We start from the raw sequence: 564 nt of genomic DNA, 5'->3' as shown, positions 1-564 counted from the left end.
TAAGAATTTTGCTTTAATGTTAGAGCACTAATTTCAGCATAATGTTCAACATGATAATTAAGTTTTTCTCTTAAGCCCCTAAATCGATTTGGACAATCACCTATATATTTATTATAATGTAGAAAGTGATTGGAGGTAAGCTATGAGAGGAAGAACTTATACAAAGGAATTGAAGGAAGAAATATTAAGAGAAGTTAAAGAAGTAGGAAATGTATCGCTTGTTGCGAGAAAACATAGGATATCAAAGTCTACTATATTTACTTGGATCAAAGAATCTGAAAATAGAGATGAAATTAAGGTTAAGCCAGGTATAAAGACTTTAATTGAGGGTGAAAAAGAACTTAAAAATGAATTGACAGAAGTAACAAAGGAAAATGATCAGCTAAAAAGAATTCTTGGAGCTTATACTGTAAAACAGTATAAGGTTCATAAAACAAGTTGCAACAATGATGAGGTAGAAAATATAGTAAATAGAGAGTTTGATAACAGAAATGATTTAGAAATAGTAGTAAGTGATCTTACATATGTAAATGTAGCTGCTAGATGACATTATATATGTTTATT

General features: G+C 28.9%; 1 protein-coding gene. It reads left to right on the top strand.

Going from position 1 to position 564, the window contains the following annotated elements; genetic code table 11:
• Positions 1–142 precede the first annotated feature (142 nt).
• Entirely contained in the window at positions 143–547 is a 405-nt protein-coding gene (locus EGD97_RS12285) for a transposase (RefSeq protein ID WP_228202040.1), read from the top strand.
• Positions 548–564: the final 17 nt, after the last annotated feature.

Origin of the sequence: Clostridium prolinivorans (genome assembly GCF_004011155.1) — a bacterium.
GTDB lineage: Bacteria > Bacillota > Clostridia > Clostridiales > Clostridiaceae > Clostridium_AT > Clostridium_AT prolinivorans.
This window is presented reverse-complemented; position numbering and strand designations above follow the sequence as displayed.